Source organism: Staphylococcus lugdunensis (assembly GCF_002901705.1).
Taxonomy (GTDB): domain Bacteria; phylum Bacillota; class Bacilli; order Staphylococcales; family Staphylococcaceae; genus Staphylococcus; species Staphylococcus lugdunensis.
The window spans coordinates 555,890-573,100 of sequence record NZ_PPPV01000012.1 but is presented as its reverse complement, the minus strand read 5'-3'; the positions used below and the strand labels follow the sequence as shown (position 1 = coordinate 573,100).

14 protein-coding genes and 1 pseudogene are annotated in these 17,211 nt (G+C 33.9%); 14 read left to right on the top strand and 1 reads right to left on the bottom strand.

All coding sequences use genetic code 11. The features are described 5' to 3' along the window. Window positions 1-63: 63 nt before the first annotated feature. From CD041_RS03500 to rny, 11 genes and pseudogenes are all read left to right on the top strand, one after another. Window positions 64-2,337: pseudogene (locus tag CD041_RS03500) on the top strand (FtsK/SpoIIIE family DNA translocase); the annotation flags it as partial. A 3-nt stretch (window positions 2,338-2,340) separates the two neighbouring features. Then, complete coding sequence (locus CD041_RS03495) at window positions 2,341-3,075, top strand: GntR family transcriptional regulator (RefSeq protein WP_002459267.1); 735 nt, start codon at window positions 2,341-2,343, stop codon at window positions 3,073-3,075. Between the two features lie 77 nt (window positions 3,076-3,152). Then, complete coding sequence (gene yfmF, locus CD041_RS03490) at window positions 3,153-4,421, top strand: EF-P 5-aminopentanol modification-associated protein YfmF (protein WP_070648610.1); 1,269 nt, start codon at window positions 3,153-3,155, stop codon at window positions 4,419-4,421. Beyond that, complete coding sequence (gene yfmH, locus CD041_RS03485; RefSeq protein ID WP_070648608.1) at window positions 4,414-5,706, top strand: EF-P 5-aminopentanol modification-associated protein YfmH; 1,293 nt, start codon at window positions 4,414-4,416, stop codon at window positions 5,704-5,706. Before yfmF ends, yfmH begins: the two co-directional genes overlap by 8 nt. After that, entirely contained in the window at window positions 5,703-6,407 is a 705-nt protein-coding gene (gene ymfI, locus CD041_RS03480) for an elongation factor P 5-aminopentanone reductase (RefSeq protein ID WP_002459264.1), read from the top strand. The genes yfmH and ymfI overlap by 4 nt, the downstream gene beginning before the upstream one ends. 97 nt (window positions 6,408-6,504) lie before the next feature. Beyond that, on the top strand, window positions 6,505-7,338 hold the full coding sequence (locus CD041_RS03475) for a YmfK family protein (RefSeq protein WP_002459263.1): 834 nt from the start codon (window positions 6,505-6,507) through the stop codon (window positions 7,336-7,338). Between the two features lie 21 nt (window positions 7,339-7,359). Next, window positions 7,360-7,752: a helix-turn-helix domain-containing protein gene (locus tag CD041_RS03470; RefSeq protein ID WP_002459262.1), complete on the top strand. Its 393-nt coding sequence runs from the start codon at window positions 7,360-7,362 to the stop codon at window positions 7,750-7,752. A gap of 21 nt (window positions 7,753-7,773) precedes the next feature. Further along, window positions 7,774-8,349 (top strand): CDP-diacylglycerol--glycerol-3-phosphate 3-phosphatidyltransferase, encoded by a 576-nt coding sequence (pgsA, locus tag CD041_RS03465; RefSeq protein ID WP_002459261.1) that lies wholly within the window; start codon window positions 7,774-7,776, stop codon window positions 8,347-8,349. Between the two features lie 170 nt (window positions 8,350-8,519). Continuing rightward, entirely contained in the window at window positions 8,520-9,662 is a 1,143-nt protein-coding gene (locus CD041_RS03460) for a CinA family nicotinamide mononucleotide deamidase-related protein (protein WP_070648606.1), read from the top strand. A 173-nt stretch (window positions 9,663-9,835) separates the two neighbouring features. Then, window positions 9,836-10,882, top strand: coding sequence for a recombinase RecA (gene recA / locus CD041_RS03455; RefSeq protein WP_080606585.1), 1,047 nt, complete (start codon window positions 9,836-9,838; stop codon window positions 10,880-10,882). A gap of 268 nt (window positions 10,883-11,150) precedes the next feature. Next, on the top strand, window positions 11,151-12,710 hold the full coding sequence (gene rny / locus CD041_RS03450; RefSeq protein WP_002478266.1) for a ribonuclease Y: 1,560 nt from the start codon (window positions 11,151-11,153) through the stop codon (window positions 12,708-12,710). Window positions 12,711-13,066: 356 nt separating this feature from the next. Here rny and CD041_RS03445 read toward each other — a convergent pair whose 3' ends face one another. Then, window positions 13,067-13,285: a hypothetical protein gene (locus CD041_RS03445; RefSeq protein WP_002459257.1), complete on the bottom strand. Its 219-nt coding sequence runs from the start codon at window positions 13,283-13,285 to the stop codon at window positions 13,067-13,069. 155 nt (window positions 13,286-13,440) lie between these two features. Here CD041_RS03445 and CD041_RS03440 point away from each other — a divergent pair, with 155 nt between their 5' ends. The 3 genes from CD041_RS03440 (at window position 13,441) to CD041_RS03430 (ending at window position 16,990) form a co-directional block, all read left to right on the top strand. After that, window positions 13,441-14,229, top strand: coding sequence for a TIGR00282 family metallophosphoesterase (locus tag CD041_RS03440; RefSeq protein ID WP_070648604.1), 789 nt, complete (start codon window positions 13,441-13,443; stop codon window positions 14,227-14,229). Between the two features lie 133 nt (window positions 14,230-14,362). After that, window positions 14,363-16,123, top strand: a complete 1,761-nt coding sequence (locus CD041_RS03435; protein WP_002459255.1) for a 2-oxoacid:acceptor oxidoreductase subunit alpha — start codon at window positions 14,363-14,365, stop codon at window positions 16,121-16,123. Then, window positions 16,124-16,990 carry a 2-oxoacid:ferredoxin oxidoreductase subunit beta gene (locus CD041_RS03430; RefSeq protein ID WP_002459254.1) on the top strand — a complete coding sequence of 289 codons (867 nt, stop codon included), beginning with the start codon at window positions 16,124-16,126 and terminating at the stop codon, window positions 16,988-16,990. Window positions 16,991-17,211: the final 221 nt, after the last annotated feature.

Below are 17,211 nucleotides of genomic sequence, written 5' to 3'. Positions count from 1 at the left end.
AAGAAAAAAACAACCGCGCGTAGATCGTCAAGAAATAGAAAAAATAGCAGTGATAATTCAGTACGTTTCATATTCGCAATCATTGTTATCGCAATATCGATATTTGGTTTATTTCAATTAGGGATTATAGGTCGTGCAGTGGATAGTTTTTTTAATTATCTATTTGGTTGGAGTCGCTATATGACTTATATTCTTATTAGTTTAATATCACTTTATATTGCTTTTGCTGGTAAAATACCGAAATCAAGACGGACATCAGGTATATTTTTATTACAATTTGTCTTGTTATTGATAGCACAACTCAATTTTCATTTTACTAAAGGTGTATTAGCGGAGAGAGAACCGGTGTTATCATACGTTTATAGCGCTTATGATTCTTCCCGTTTTCCTGATTTTGGTGGCGGCTTGATAGGTTTTTATCTATTAGCAATATTTGAACCATTAGTTTCAATTATAGGTGTCATATTAATCACCATTGTGTTAAGTGCATCTAGTATCATTTTAATTATGAAATTGAGACATCGTGATGTATTAAAATCATTATTCACAAAAATTAAAGATTTCAGCCAAGCAGCATCTGCTAAAATAAAGCAACAACGTATTAAAGCACAAGAGAAAAAGCAACAACGTTCAGAAGAAAAACAGCAGCAATTACTAGAAAATGGTCAGCAAGACTCTGAAGTCAAAGATGTATCTGATTTACCTGAAATAACAGGTAATAATGATATTCCTATTTATAATCATAATGAAAAAGGGCAGGCTAATCATTCTTCACGAAAAAAACGTCGCTTTGAAACAACTGATATGAATTCAGATACTGATGAAAACAAAGCACCATCATTAGAAGCTGAAACCAATGAGGAAACAATGATTGATGACCAAGTAGGTAGCTCGATTTCTGAAGCGGGTGAAGTGGCCAATGAAGCATATCATATTCCGCCTTTATCATTATTGAATCAACCGACTAAGCAACAAACGACATCTAAAGCAGAAGTGCAACGTAAAGGTCGTGTACTAGAAACAACGTTAAAGAACTTTGGTGTGAATGCAAAAGTTACACAAATTAAAATTGGACCTGCAGTAACACAATATGAAATTCAACCAGCTCAAGGCGTTAAAGTAAGTAAGATAGTTAACTTACATAATGATATTGCGTTAGCCTTAGCAGCAAAGGATGTAAGAATAGAAGCACCAATTCCAGGGCGGTCTGCAGTAGGAATTGAAGTGCCTAATGATAAAATTTCATTGGTAACGCTTAAAGAAGTATTAGATTCAAAATTCCCAGCTCAAAATAAATTAGAAGTTGGCTTAGGTCGTGATATTTCTGGGGATCCTATGACAATACAACTTAATGAAATGCCGCATTTATTAGTAGCAGGATCGACAGGTAGCGGTAAATCTGTCTGTATTAACGGCATTATCACGAGTATATTACTTAATGCAAAACCACACGAAGTAAAACTTATGTTAATTGACCCTAAAATGGTAGAATTAAATGTATACAATGGAATTCCACATTTATTAATACCTGTTGTTACTAATCCACATAAAGCTGCACAAGCACTTGAAAAAATTGTTGCTGAGATGGAACGACGCTATGATTTGTTCCAACATTCATCAACACGTAATATAGAAGGTTATAATCAATATATTCGTCAACAAAATGCTGAGTTAGACGAAAAGCAAGCGGAATTACCATATATTGTTGTTATTGTAGATGAGTTAGCTGATTTAATGATGGTAGCAGGAAAAGATGTTGAAAATGCCATACAACGTATTACACAAATGGCAAGAGCGGCAGGTATTCATTTAATTGTTGCAACACAACGACCTTCTGTAGATGTTATTACTGGTATTATTAAAAATAACATACCGTCACGTATTGCGTTTGCAGTGAGTTCACAAACTGATTCAAGAACAATTATTGGCTCAGGTGGTGCTGAGAAACTTCTTGGTAAGGGTGATATGCTTTATGTTGGAAATGGCGAATCATCGCAAACGCGTGTGCAAGGTGCATTTTTAAGTGATTATGAAGTCCAAGAAGTAGTGAATTATGTTGTGGAACAACAACAAGCAAACTATGTAAAAGAAATGGAACCAGACGCACCAGTAGATAAATCAGAGATGAAAAGTGAAGATGAATTATATGATGAAGCTTACTTGTTTGTTTTAGAAAAGCAGAAAGCGAGTACGTCATTATTGCAAAGACAATTTAGAATTGGATACAATAGAGCATCAAGATTAATGGATGATTTAGAAAGAAACCAAGTGATTGGTCCACAAAAAGGAAGTAAACCACGACAAGTATTAATTGATTTAGATAATGATGAGGTGTAAATCATGGCAGAATTGACCGCTATTTTTAAAGTGAAAGAATATATTTTAAATCAAATACATTCAAATAAATATCTACCTGGTGACAAACTTCCTAGCAATTTAGCAATTGCACGTGAACTTCATGTGAAAACAGATGATGTTTATGATGCTATTGGTGAACTTATCACAGAGCAGGTATTAACGGATAACTTTGAAGAAGGGCCAAGTGTGAAAGCACTTCACCCTTTTTACTATCCGCTAAATAAATTATTTAGCATTAGTGAAATGATAACATGTGCTGGATATCAATCAGGAACAGAATATTTAAGTTTAGAACAGCAGCCAGCGAGTATTTTAGATGCAGAAAAGTTAGGTATACAAGATCAAGAATTGATTACTGTAATAGAACGTATACGCACAGCAAATCAAGTGCCTGTCGTTTATTGTTTAGACAAAATAGCAAACCATCATTTGACCTGTACAGAGTATCAATCGCGCAGTGGTTCAATGTTGAAGGCAATAGAAGATAACACGGGTTTAAGTATTGAATATGCCGAAACAGAGGTTGAAGCTATTAGCTATGAGCCACATATTTCAGAAGTATTAAATGCTTCTCCCCACGAAAGCTTAATGATGTTAAAGGTTACGCATTATGACGAAAATCAGCAGCCCATTCTTTATTCTTTAAATTATTTAAAAAGCAGCTTAGTTAAATTTAAAATAACTAGATGCAAAGGCGAGAATAGCGATACATTTTAAGGTTGTTTTATTAGTTGTAATTAATAAGCTTTATAAATGGTAGTAGAAAGACAACTTTGAAAGAGAGGCGAAAGAATATGACAGAGAAAGAAAAACAGAATAATATTCATATATTTTCCACAGAAAAGTTCAAAACAACGACTATAACTTTTAAGTTTATGACCCCATTAAATTATGAGACGATTACACAAAGATCAGTGCTCAGCAAAGTATTAACCAGGGCTACACAATACTTCCCTACAGACAAGGCTTTCAATCAACATTTAGCAGGTTTATATGGTGCTTACATCAATAGTTCTGTATCCAAATATAAGAATCAACATGTAGTAAGTATTTCATTGGAGATTGTTAATGAACGTTATTTAAAGGATACGACACCACTCCTTGAAAAAGGGTTAGACTTACTTTACGAAGTGATTTGGAATCCACTTATTCATGATAAAGCTTTTCATAATACATATGTAACACAAGAAAAAACATTACTTACTAAGAAATTAGAATCCATGGTTGACAATAAATCACAGTTTGCATTTTTAAATTTGATGAAACATATGTTTAAAAATGAAGCCTATCGTTTTTTAGCAACAGGCCAGTTAGAACAAATAGATCAGGTTACGCCAACGAGTCTATACAATACATATCAAGCTATGATTACTAATGATACATCTTCCGTTTATATTGTAGGAAATGTAGATGAAGCACATGTTACAAAAATGATTGAACAAAAGTTCCCTATGCCTTCCATTACACTTGAAAAAGTTGACAAAAATCTAGACTTAGCAAATGAAATCCAAGTTCAAGATATCAAAGACTATGATGTGGTTGATCAAGCTAAATTGAATTTAGGTTATCGTTTCCCTGCTATTTATGGAAACGCAAATTATTACACATTTGTTGTTTTTAATATGATGTTTGGTGGAGATCCATCTTCGGTTTTATTTAGTGAAGTGCGTGAAAAACAAAGTTTAGCATATTCTATTCATTCACAAATCGATGGTAAAAATGGTTATTTATTTGTGTTAAGTGGTGTTTCAGTCGATAAATACCAAGTTGCTAAGCAAACTATTTTAGATGAATTTGATAAGTTTAAAAATGGAAACTTTAGCGAAGAAAAATTAGCTTTAGCCAAAAAGGTTATTGCATCCCAGCGCTATGAATCGATGGATAGACCAAAAAGTATTATCGAAATAATGCATAATCAATTACTACTTGATTATCCTCAAAGTAACGAACAATATATTGATGCTATAAATAAAGTAACCAAAGAAGACATAATCGAATTAGTAAACCAAGCTCAATTAGATACAATTTATGTCTTAACAAAAGGAGATGACATAAATGAATGAACATTATTATGAACTTATTGATGAGCGTGTTTATGAAAAAGAACTAGACAATGGATTGCGTTTATTTATCATTCCTAAAAAAGGATTTCAAAAAACATTTGTTACATATACGACGCAATTTGGTTCCCTTGATAGTAAATTCAAACCATTTGGTCAAGATGATTTTGTAACTGTACCAGATGGCGTAGCCCATTTTTTAGAACATAAATTATTTGAAAAAGAGCAAGGCGAAGACTTATTTACATCATTTGCTCAAGACAGTGCTCAAGCAAATGCATTTACTAGTTTTGATCGTACAAGTTATTTGTTTAGTGCAACTGATGAAATTGAAGCCAATATTATTCGTTTATTGTCCATGGTTGAACAGCCTTATTTTTCGGAAGAAACTGTTGAAAAAGAAAAAGGAATCATAGCAGAAGAAATCAAAATGTATCAAGAACAACCAGGTTATAAATTAATGTTTAATACACTAAGAGCTATGTACCATCACCATCCAATCAGGGTGGATATTGCTGGAAGTGTCGAAAGTATCTACCATATTACAAAAGATGATTTATATCGCTGTTATGAAACGTTTTATCATCCTTCCAATATGGTGTTGTTTGTTGTTGGAGACGTTAATCCGGAAGAAATATGCCAAATTGTTGAAAAGCATGAAGCGAAACGAGACAAAGTCTATCAACCTACGATAGAACGATCTTTAGTGGATGAACCGTCATATGTTAAAGATGCTAATGTGCGTGAATGTATGAAATTGCAGTCTCCACGAATTATGCTTGGTTTTAAAAATACGCCAGGTGATTTGTCACCACAACAATTTGTTCAAAAAGATCTAGAAATGACATTATTTTTTGAATTAGTTTTCGGTGAGGAAACAGATTTTTATCAAATGCTACTTAATGAATCATTGATAGACGAAACATTTGGTTATCAGTTTGTGCTAGAGCCAAGCTATAGTTTCTCAGTTATTACGAGTGCAACACAACAACCTGACAAATTAAAAGAATTATTACTCAATGAGTTAGCTCAAAATCGTGGACAGCTTACAGATGATGCAACGTTCCAATTACTAAAAAAACAATTTATAGGCGAATACATTTCTAGTTTAAACTCTCCTGAATATATAGCTAATCAGTATACTAAATTATATTTTGAGGGAGTTAGTGTCTTTGAGTTACTAGATATTGTTGAACGTATTACACTTGAAAGTATTAATGAAACGACAATGGCTTATTTAAATCTTGAACAACAAGTAGATAGTCGTTTGGAGATTGAGACACAATGAAGGCATTAGTGTTAGGCGGATCAGGAAGTATTGGAACGGCAATTGTTGAGCGCTTATTATCTGACGGTTATGATGTTATTTTGCATTATTATCGCAGCGATATCGAAGATTTGCGAGAAAAATATCATGGTAAAAGTGTATCTTTTATTCAAGCAGATTTAAGTCAAAATATCGATTTAGAGCAAACATTTGGACACATTGATAAACTGGATTGCCTTATCTATTGTAGCGGCGTAGCCCTATACGGTATGCTCCAAGATATGACGGATGATGATATGGATAAGAGTTATTATATTCATGTTAAACAAATGATGCGTTGTTGCCGTTTTTTTATTGATAAATTACGACAAAGTCAACATGGAAGAGTGATTGTTATCTCTTCTATTTGGGGTGAGACTGGCGCAAGTATGGAAACAATTTATTCGGCGATGAAAGGTGCACAAATAAGTTTTGTTAAAGCATTGAGTCAAGAATTGGCTTTGACGACGGTGACCGTTAATGCTATTGCGCCCGGTATAGTTTCAGGGCGAATGAGCGATATCTGGTCTGAGGATGATTTAGCAGAAATTTTACAGAACATTCCACAACAGCGACTTGTGACACCGGCTGAAATTGCACATACCTGTTCATATTTATGCCATCCTTTAGCACGTAGTATCACTGGAACAGTGCAAAAAATTAACGGCGGTTGGTATATTTAATAAGATATTTTGTTGTTTATTTTCTTATATTCATGTAATCATTTGAAGTGTTATAATAGCTTTAATAAATTGATGTTATCTACAAGGGGGATGACTGATGGCCATAATTGAAAAGAAAGAATGGTATCTTGAGTATAGGATTACGTTAAATCGTCCAGGTTTGCTAGGAGATGTATCAAGCCTTCTCGGTATGCTCGGCATCAGCATTGTTACGATTAATGGTGTGGATCAAGGCAAGAGAGGCTTGTTAATCAAAACCGATAGCCTCGAAAAAGTAAAACGTTTTGAAAACATTATTTCAGAGGTTAATGATATTGAAATAACCAAACTAAGACTTCCTGAATTGCGAGATAGGTTAGCTGTAAGACACGGTAGATACATTGAGCAAGATGCAGATGATAAGAAAACCTTTCGTTTTGAACGAGAAGATTTAGGACTGTTGGTGGATTTTTTGGCTGAATTGTTTAAAGAAGAGGGGCATAAGCTTATTGGTATAAGAGGAATGCCTCGTGTTGGCAAGACCGAGTCAATTGTTGCAGGTAGTGTTTGTGCTCATAAACGATGGTTATTTATTAGTTCAACACTTATTAAGCAAACAGTTAGAAGTTCACTTATTAAAGGGGAATATGAGTCAAATCATGTTTATATCATCGATGGTGCAGTAACAGGTAGAGAAACCAATCAAAAGCATCAAGAGCTTGTGCGTGAAGTGATGACATTACCATCTATTAAGGTTGTAGAACATCCCGATTTATTTGTAGAAACATCAGAATATACTATGGATGATTTTGACTATATTATAGAATTGCGGGAAAATAAACTTCAAAAAATTGAATATGAGCATATGAAAGCTCAGACTCAAAAGGTACAAAGCAAGAACAACTTGGATTTTGGTGATCCATTTGGTGGTGGATTTGGTTTCTTTGAATAATAAAGTTGGAGGCTATATCAAGTGAAAACAGTTGGTGAAATATTAAAACATAGAAGAGAACGTTTAGGAATGACATTAGCTGAACTAGAGTCACGAACGCAAATTAAACGTCAAACATTACAGCATATTGAGAATAATAATTATGAATTATTGGCTAAAAAAGATTATGCAGAAGGTTTTATTCGTAAGTATGCTAAAACTGTAAATATTGATGATAACCAATTAGTATCTGCACATAGAGAAGAAATTCCCAATAGTCAAAGCCAACTAGATGATTTAATCACACAGTTTCAAAGTATTGAACCACCAACCCAACACGTTTCTTATAAAGAACCTATTCAATTGAGTATAATCATCGTCTCACTAAGTATCATATCTGTTATACTATGGATTATTGCAGTATTAATTTTTTAAATATAGAAATGAGGCTTTTTAATGAACATACCTAACCAGATTACAGTTTTTAGAGTTATCCTCATCCCCGTATTTATCCTTTTTGCTCTTGTAGATTTTGGATTCGGTACGGTATCCGTTTTAGGAGGCTATGATATACGCATTGAGCAGTTGATTAGTGCGATAGTATTTATAGTTGCTTCACTGAGCGACTTTGTTGATGGATATTTGGCGCGTAAATGGGAATTGGTTACGAATATGGGGAAATTTTTAGATCCTTTAGCTGATAAATTACTCGTATCAAGCGCCTTGATTGTAATGGTAGAATTAGGAATAACTAATTCTGTTGTAGCGATTATTATTATAGCACGTGAATTTGCTGTGACAGGACTACGATTATTACAAATCGAACAAGGATTTGTAAGTGCAGCAGGTCAATTAGGTAAAATTAAAACTGCTGTAACGATGGTTGCAATTATTTGGCTACTATTTGGCGATCTGTTCGTTAACGTGATTGGATTCTCAATAGGACAAACATTGCTATACATCGGTGTCTTATTTACAATATTATCTGGCCTTGAATATTTTTATAAAGGTAGAGCTGTTTTTAAACAATAGCTATTTCTGACCAAGATGTTCTGAAGTTTATACACGCATAATAAATGACGTGATTCATAAGTATAAACTTTTTATTAGGACACTTGGTCGTTTTTATTGTAAGTTAATAATTGGCACAAGTTTTTGACACATAAAGTGATAATTTTTTATTGAATAGGAGCTTTTAATTTATGAATATATCAATTATAGCGGTTGGTTCAGAACTGCTATTAGGTCAAATAGCAAACACCAATGGTCAATATTTATCAAAATTATTTAATAGTATTGGAAAAAGTGTAGTAGAACATACAGTTGTTGGTGATAATCCAGAACGATTGGCGCATGCTATATCACAAGGATTAACACGATTTGATACTATCGTATTAACTGGCGGGTTAGGACCAACAAAAGACGATTTAACCAAACAGGTTGTTGCAGATATTTTAGGACGACAACTGGTTATAGATGATGTGGCACTTAACTTTATTCAAGACTATTTTAATGCTCAAGGGCAAACAATGACCCCCAATAATAAGCAACAAGCTTTAGTGATAGAAGGTTCAACTGTATTAGCAAATGATTATGGTATGGCACCTGGCATGTTAATAACAGAAGGTAATAAAAAAATAGTCCTACTTCCAGGACCACCGCGTGAAATGCGTCCAATGGCTAAAAATAAGTTATTACCGTATTTATTAGATGGCGAACATATCATTTTTTCAGAACAACTCCGTTTTGCTGGTATAGGGGAATCAAAAGTTGAAACGTTGTTAATGGATTTAATTGATGCACAAGAAAATCCGACTATTGCACCATTAGCGGGTACTGATGAGGTATATATACGCTTAACAGCTAATGCGGATACTAAAGAAGAATGTCACGATTTAATAGCACCTGTGAAAGATGAGATATTAGCTAGAATTGGTGAATATTATTACGGTTCTGATGATATTCTTATAGAAGAAGCCGTGAGTCAAAAGTTAACTGATTCATACGCAATTTATGATGGTGTGACCAATGGTGCATTATATCATCGCTTAAAAGATGTAGATGAAAAACAAAAGTTAGTAGGAATGTTGCCAGATTCAGAAATATTTTTGAGCAACACATCAAATATTCATGACAAGCTGCAACAGGCAGCATTATATATAAAAGAGACATACCATAGTAAAATGGGAATTGCATTATTGAATGAAGATGAGAAAGTCTATATAGGTTTATTAACAGATCAAGCATTTAAAGCTAAAATGTTTAAAATGCCACAAACACGAAATATTTTAAGACGCAGAAGTCAAAATTATGCTTTGATAACATTACTTAATTGGTTAAGATAGTATCATTTTTTGAACTTATGTTCGTATATTTTTAGTTTTAACATGAAATTAATATAAGTTTACCGTAAATATAGCGAACAAATATTCGTAAATCTCTTGTATTTTATATGAAATGATTGTATAGTAATGATAAGACAATAAACAGGAAAATAATCCTATTAGGAGGTCTCGTTTTGGATAATAATCGTCAAAAAGCGCTAGATACTGTAATTAAAAATATGGAAAAATCATTCGGTAAAGGTGCCGTAATGAAATTAGGGGATAATAAAGGCCGTCGCGTATCTAGTGTATCTACTGGATCAGTGACATTAGATAATGCTTTAGGAGTTGGTGGATATCCTAAAGGAAGAATTATAGAAATATATGGTCCTGAAAGTTCAGGTAAAACGACCGTTGCATTACATGCAATTGCCGAAGTTCAAAAAAATGGTGGTATTGCAGCTTTTATTGATGCTGAGCATGCGCTAGATCCTGAATATGCAGCTGCTTTAGGTGTAGATATTGATAACTTATATCTTTCTCAACCAGATCATGGTGAACAAGGTTTAGAAATCGCTGAAGCCTTTGTACGTAGTGGAGCTGTTGATATTGTAGTTGTGGACTCAGTTGCAGCTTTAACACCCAAAGCTGAAATTGAAGGAGAAATGGGAGATACGCATGTAGGTTTACAAGCTCGCTTGATGTCTCAAGCATTACGTAAGCTTTCAGGTGCAATTTCTAAATCAAATACGACAGCCATTTTCATCAATCAAATTCGTGAAAAGGTTGGCGTAATGTTTGGTAATCCTGAAACAACACCTGGTGGTCGTGCACTTAAATTTTATAGTTCAGTACGTTTAGAAGTTCGTCGTGCAGAACAATTAAAGCAAGGTCAAGACATCGTTGGTAATAGAACGAAAATCAAAGTTGTTAAAAATAAAGTTGCGCCGCCATTTAAAGTTGCAGAAGTAGATATTATGTATGGTCAAGGAATCTCTAAAGAGGGAGAACTCATTGATTTAGGTGTTGAACATGATATTGTTGATAAATCAGGTGCTTGGTACTCATACAATGGAGATAGAATGGGCCAAGGTAAAGAAAATGTCAAAACTTATCTAAAAGAAAATCCAGAAGTAAGAGATGATATTGATCGTAAACTAAGAGAAAAATTAGGTATTTTTGATGGTGATGTTGAAGAAAAAGAAGCTAAAGCACCAGAATCTCTATTTGATGAAGAATGATATCAAGTTTGAGTGATATGATTTAACGCATAGTTAATTAACTACAAAATAATTAAATATATAACTTTTAAAATACCTTGTTGGTTTTATGGCCATCAAGGTATTTTTATACACTATTTTTAATAGAATTACAATGATTAATAGGCTTCTTACCTTGACACTCACACAACTAAAAAAGTACAATTAGTTTGTATGATTATTATAAATTTTATAAAATCATATCGATTTTGATATACAGAACATAGCCCTAGAAAAAGGAGGTGTTTGTGTGAATTTATTAGCCCTCCTACTCATTTTGCTTGGGATTATTCTAGGAGTTGTTGTAGGGTATTTCGTAGCCCGAAATTTGTTGCATCAAAAACAATTACAAGCAAGACAAACCGCTGATGATATTATTAGGCAAGGAAACAAAGAAGCTGAAAATATCAAAAAAGAAAAGTTACTTGAAGCAAAAGAAGAAAACCAAATCTTAAGAGAACAAACTGAATCAGAATTACGTGAAAGACGTGGTGAGCTTCAAAAACAAGAAGCCCGACTTCTTCAAAAAGAGGAAAATTTAGATCGAAAATCTGATCTATTAGACAAAAAAGATGAGATTTTAGAACAAAAAGAATCTAAACTTGAAGAAAGACAACAACAAGTAGATGCAAAAGAGAGTAGTGTTCAATCATTAATAATGAAGCATGAACAAGAATTAGAACGCATCTCCGGTCTTACTCAAGAAGAAGCTGTTAGAGAACAACTTCAGAGAGTTGAAGAAGAACTGTCACAAGATATTGCAGTACTTGTTAAAGAAAAAGAAGCAGAAGCTAAAGAAAAAGTCGATAAAACTGCCAAAGAATTATTAGCTACAACTGTCCAAAGATTAGCAGCAGATCATACAACAGAATCAACAGTATCAGTTGTTAATTTACCAAACGACGAAATGAAAGGTCGTATTATTGGTAGAGAAGGTAGAAATATTCGAACATTAGAAACATTAACAGGTATCGATTTGATAATTGATGATACACCAGAAGCAGTTATTTTATCTGGTTTTGATCCAATTAGACGTGAAATTGCAAGAACAGCATTAGTCAATTTAGTATCAGACGGTAGAATCCATCCTGGTAGAATTGAAGATATGGTTGACAAAGCAAGAAAAGAAGTTGACGAAATCATTCGAGATGCGGGAGAACAAGCTACCTTTGAAATGAATATTCATAATATGCATCCTGAATTAGTGAAAATTTTAGGTCGCTTAAATTATCGAACAAGCTACGGTCAAAATGTGTTGAAACATTCGATTGAAGTTGCGCATTTATCAGGTATGCTTGCTGCTGAATTAGGTGAGGATGTAAGTTTAGCCAAAAGAGCTGGCTTGCTCCATGATGTTGGTAAAGCAATAGACCATGAAGTTGAAGGTAGTCACGTTGAAATTGGTGTAGAACTCGCTAAAAAATACGGCGAAAATGATACGGTAATAAATGCTATTCATTCTCATCATGGTGACGTGGAACCCACTTCTATCATATCAATTTTAGTCGCGGCAGCAGATGCTTTATCCGCTGCACGACCAGGTGCACGTAAAGAGACTTTAGAGAATTATATCCGCAGATTAGAACGCTTAGAAACATTATCTGAAGGTTACGATGGCGTTGAAAAAGCATTTGCTATACAAGCCGGACGAGAAATAAGAGTAATCGTTTCTCCGGATGAAATTGATGATTTAAAATCATATCGCCTTGCACGAGATATTAAAAACCAAATCGAAGAAGAACTTCAATATCCTGGTCATATTAAAGTGACAGTTGTTCGTGAGACCAGAGCAGTTGAATATGCTAAATAAAACAGGCCTTTCGTGCCTGTTTCTTAAATGTCGACAAACCTAATGTTGTAAAATATTAGGTTTGTTTTTTTAGGTGTTATTTTTAATTATAAGGCACAACTTACTTCATTATTGTTTCAAATAAAAATGATTAGTTCAACATTAAATAATAAGTTAGGTTAATGCTTATGCATAATTGATCATCTTATTAAGAACTTAAAGTAAGGCATCATAAAAATATATTTATTTGAAATATGAAGTGCCACCAAAAGTTAGAATTTTCATTCAACTTTTGGTGGCAACCTGTATTAATAATTTAAATGTTTATATGTTTATTCATTAATATGCAAATTGTTGTCGTTAATAGGTGTGGTATGTTAATGCTTCAATTGTAAATCCGCTTTGTTCATCTCTGAAATGACTTCAGCAGTGTCATAGCAGTTTGTTGCAACGTTAGAATATCTTTCTGCTAAGCGATAAGCATTAATATATAACTCTAAACATTCTTTTGCGATATCTTCAGCATCTTCAGATTTTGCTGGGTTTGCTGTTAAAACCAATTCTGCAAATCTTTCTGGATCAATGTTAATTGACATGTAATATATACAACTCCTATTATTTTATAAATTCATCTTAACATAGGTTTCTTTACTGAAAAAGAAATGCACTTTAAAACAAAATAAAAATAGTTAATCTGCTTTAATTCTTTTTGATTTTGACTTAAAATTATTTATGAAAGGATGAACAATTCATGAGAATACTTTTTATAGGAGATATCGTAGGGAAAATTGGTAGAAAAGCAATAGCAGAATACCTACCTAAAATAAAGCAATCACATAGGCCAACAATAACGATTGTCAATGCGGAAAATGCTGCACACGGTAAAGGTCTAACCGAAAAAATATATAAGCAATTGCTAAGAGACGGCGTTGATTTTATTACAATGGGAAATCATACCTATGGTCAACGGGAAATATATGATTTTATCGATGAAGCGAAAAGAATGGTGCGACCAGCAAACTTTCCTAGTGAAGCACCTGGCGTGGGTATGAGATTTATCCAAATTAATGATATTAAATTAGCTATAATTAATCTACAAGGACGTTCTTTTATGCCAGTTATTGATGATCCTTTTAAAAAAGCAGATGAACTTATAAATGAGGCTAAACAACAAACACCATATATATTCGTTGATTTTCATGCGGAAACAACATCTGAAAAAAATGCAATGGGCTGGTATTTAGATGGACGGGTGAGTGCTGTTGTTGGTACACATACACATATACAAACAGCAGATGAACGTATTTTACCCCAAGGCACGGGATATATTACAGACGTTGGTATGACTGGTTTTTATGATGGTATTCTAGGTATCAACAAGACAGAAGTTATTGAGCGATTTATTACAAGTTTACCGCAACGTCATGTTGTCCCTGATGATGGACGCAGTGTGTTGTCAGGTGTGCTGATTGATCTTGATAGAGAAGGAAAAACATCATATATTGAAAGGATACTAATTAATCAAGATCATCCATTTTAACAAGTTCCTAAGAACGATATGAAGACTATCGTCCATAAGTATGAGTTTATGAAATTACCACTGTTGACATAGTAATACGGTGGTTCTTTTTGTTATTATTTAAGATGAATTAATTCCACAGGAGGCTTATGATATGAAACCACAATTATCGTGGAAAGTGGGCGGACAACAAGGTGAAGGTATAGAATCTACAGGTGAAATCTTTGCAACTGCAATGAACAGAAAAGGATACTATTTATATGGGTATAGACATTTTTCGAGTCGAATAAAAGGCGGTCATACAAATAATAAAATAAGAGTATCATTAACACCTGTTCATGCTATTAGTGATGATTTAGATATCCTTGTTGCATTTGACCAAGAAACTATCGAATTAAATCATCACGAAATGAGATCAGATAGTATTATTATTGCTGATACTAAAGCAAAACCAGAAAAGCCTGAAAACTGTAAAGCACAACTCATTGATTTACCATTAACTGCAACTGCAAAAGAGTTAGGTACTGCATTAATGAAAAATATGGTAGCTGTCGGAGCAACATGTGCTTTAATGAACTTAAATACACAAACTTTCGAAGATTTAATTCGAAATATGTTTATGAAAAAAGGCGACAAAGTTGTCGATATGAATATAACTGCATTGTATCAAGGATACCAATTGATGCAAGAGCAATTAGATCAAATTCAAGGAGATTTTGAATTAGTAGCAACGGATAGTGCGCCGCATTTATATATGATTGGGAATGATGCTATAGGGCTGGGTGCAATTTCAGCAGGCTCAAGATTTATGGCAGCATATCCGATTACACCTGCATCTGAAATTATGGAATATATGATTGCTAATTTGCCAAAAGCAGGAGGGGCTGTTGTACAGACTGAAGATGAAATCGCAGCTGCCACAATGGCTATTGGTGCAAATTATGCTGGTGTAAGAGCATTTACTGCAAGTTCTGGGCCCGGATTATCTTTAATGATGGAAGCAATCGGTCTTTCTGGTATGACAGAAACACCATTAGTTATTGTAAATACGCAGCGTGGGGGACCTTCAACAGGATTGCCAACTAAACAAGAACAATCTGATCTTATGCAAATGATATACGGAACTCATGGTGATATACCAAAGATTGTTCTTGCGCCAACTGATGCAGAAGATGCATTTTATTTAACTATTGAAGCTTTTAATTTAGCCGAAATTTATCAATGTCCAGTTATTGTCTTAAGTGATTTGCAGTTGTCTCTAGGTAAACAGACAGTGAAAGCATTAGACTATAATAAAATTGAAATCAATCGTGGTGAGATTATCCAAACTGATATTGAGAGAGAAGAGGGAGATAAGGAATACTTTAAACGCTATGCGATAACAGATAGTGGTATATCCCCAAGACCAATACCTGGTGTAAAAGGTGGTATTCATCATGTAACTGGCGTAGAGCATAATCAACAGGGTAAACCAAGTGAAGCTGCGATGAATCGATGCGAACAAATGGATAAAAGAATGAGAAAAACAGAACAGCTACGAATTGAAAATCCTGTAGAGTCAAACGAAACGTATGATGAAGCAGATATATTATACATTGGTTTTATCTCAAGTAAAGGTGCCATTCAAGAAGGTACATCACGATTAAAAGATGCAGGAATAAAAGTTAATACAATGCAGATTCGCCAATTACATCCATTTCCTAAAGAAATCATCCAAGACGCCATCAATAAAGCTAAAAAGGTAATTGTTGCAGAACATAATTATCAAGGACAACTCGCAAGTATTATTAAAATGAATACGCAGATTCAAGATAAATTAGTACAGCAGACAAAATATGATGGTACGCCATTTTTACCACATGAAATTGAGGAACAAGGACTTAAAATTGTAAAAGAATTAAAGGAGTTGGTCTAATTGGCTACATTTAAAGATTTTAGAAATAGCGTCAAACCAAATTGGTGCCCAGGTTGTGGTGATTTCTCAGTACAAGCAGCCATTCAAAAAGCTGCTGCCAATGTAGGATTAGAGCCAGAAGAAGTAGCCATAATTACAGGTATAGGCTGTTCCGGACGTTTATCGGGTTATGTAAATTCTTATGGTGTTCATGCTATTCATGGTAGAGCATTACCTTTAGCTCAAGGTGTAAAAATGGCAAATAAAGATTTAACTGTTATTGCATCAGGTGGGGATGGAGATGGCTATGCGATAGGTATGGGGCATACGATCCACGCATTAAGAAGAAATATGAATTTGACTTATATCGTTATGGACAATCAAATTTATGGCTTAACAAAAGGACAAACTTCACCTTCTTCAGCTGTTGGTTTTGTTACGAAATCAACACCTAAAGGCAATATAGAAAAAAATGTTGCGCCATTAGAGTTAGCGCTATCTTCAGGTGCAACCTTCGTCGCTCAAGGATTTTCCAGCGATATTAAAGCTTTAACAAAAATGATTGAAGATGCAATTAATCATGATGGATTTTCATTTGTAAATGTTTTCTCACCTTGCGTAACATATAATAAAGTGAACACATATGATTGGTTTAAAGAACATTTGACAAATATAGAAGATATCACTGATTATGATACATCGGATAAGCAATTAGCTATGAAAACAGTCATTGAACATGAATCTTTAGTAAAAGGAATAGTGTATCAAGATACTTCAACTCCGTCTTATGAGTCGCAAATCGTAGAGTTAGAAGATACGCCATTGGCTAAAAGAGATTTGCAGTTACCGGAAGAAGTATTTAACACTCTAACAGAGCAATTTGTATAGTAGTTTATAAAAGGCTAGGCCATTAAGTGTCTAGGGTATAAGTAATCCTGAACAATAAGGTAATATTATTTTCCCAATTTTTGTTAACGCATATTGATTGCAACATATGTTAATTGTAGAAATGGTTGTTGTATTTCCCTTTGTTGGGATCCAAGCACAGCGTAACTGGCTAGAACAGTTTTTTCTAACAAAGCAAGCCAGTGTGACTGATATAGAATCCT

Bases quoted from the DNA above. Each gene is read 5' to 3' on its own strand.
- CD041_RS03495 (WP_002459267.1), top strand. From the start codon at position 2,341: ATGGCAGAATTGACCGCTATTTTTAAAGTGAAAGAATATATTTTAAAT.
- yfmF (WP_070648610.1), top strand. From the start codon at position 3,153: ATGACAGAGAAAGAAAAACAGAATAATATTCATATATTTTCCACAGAA.
- yfmH (WP_070648608.1), top strand. From the start codon at position 4,414: ATGAATGAACATTATTATGAACTTATTGATGAGCGTGTTTATGAAAAA.
- ymfI (WP_002459264.1), top strand. From the start codon at position 5,703: ATGAAGGCATTAGTGTTAGGCGGATCAGGAAGTATTGGAACGGCAATT.
- CD041_RS03475 (WP_002459263.1), top strand. From the start codon at position 6,505: ATGGCCATAATTGAAAAGAAAGAATGGTATCTTGAGTATAGGATTACG.
- pgsA (WP_002459261.1), top strand. From the start codon at position 7,774: ATGAACATACCTAACCAGATTACAGTTTTTAGAGTTATCCTCATCCCC.
- CD041_RS03460 (WP_070648606.1), top strand. From the start codon at position 8,520: ATGAATATATCAATTATAGCGGTTGGTTCAGAACTGCTATTAGGTCAA.
- CD041_RS03445 (WP_002459257.1), bottom strand. From the start codon at position 13,285: ATGTCAATTAACATTGATCCAGAAAGATTTGCAGAATTGGTTTTAACA.
- CD041_RS03440 (WP_070648604.1), top strand. From the start codon at position 13,441: ATGAGAATACTTTTTATAGGAGATATCGTAGGGAAAATTGGTAGAAAA.
- CD041_RS03435 (WP_002459255.1), top strand. From the start codon at position 14,363: ATGAAACCACAATTATCGTGGAAAGTGGGCGGACAACAAGGTGAAGGT.